We start from the raw sequence: 532 nt of genomic DNA, 5'->3' as shown, positions 1-532 counted from the left end.
CCGGGGGCGGGAATCGCGCACTCCATATTTTGTTCACAAATTAATTAGCTGGCTCCGAGTTGCTCAGAGTCACACATTTGGTCATAAACCATGGACAGACCGTATGACCTCGGGAATCTTGCTGTCCACTGTAGACATAGCATCTTTATACCCTCGTCGGTCTCTGCTAGTTAGCCCGTCATAAATAGAAGGACAACGTTAACAAACCTATAAAACACCAGCGGGGGCTCTATCACTAATTAGACAGAGCCCCCGCTGGCGGAGTGTATTTAATTGAAACAATACCCCTTAACTGATTTACTGGAAATAAGGAGCATAAGATCCGTCCGGATAAACGTGACGACAGAACCCTGGAGCCGACTGAGCGCCACCAGAAAGCGACATAAGCAAGAAGATCGGCTCTACCTCACCGCGGACGGCAACGATGCCCTCGACTAAAGACAATCCGAGCACTCCTGAAACAGATAGGGCAAATGTCAGCTTATATAACGCAAAAAAGGGGGAGGCCGCGAGGCCTCCCCCTTCTTCAAGT

The 532-nt window shown here is 49.4% G+C and carries 1 protein-coding gene; it reads right to left on the bottom strand.

Features of this window, described 5'->3' with window-relative positions; translation table 11 throughout:
• Positions 1 to 297: 297 nt before the first annotated feature.
• The coding region (locus tag DW925_RS10310) for a hypothetical protein (protein ID WP_233540278.1) at positions 298 to 532 on the bottom strand (235 nt) is incomplete at its 5' end.

It is taken from the genome of Collinsella sp. AM43-1 (genome assembly GCF_003467925.1).
Taxonomy (GTDB): domain Bacteria; phylum Actinomycetota; class Coriobacteriia; order Coriobacteriales; family Coriobacteriaceae; genus Collinsella.
The sequence above is the reverse complement of the archived record's forward strand: the minus strand, read 5'-3'. Positions and strand labels throughout refer to the sequence as shown.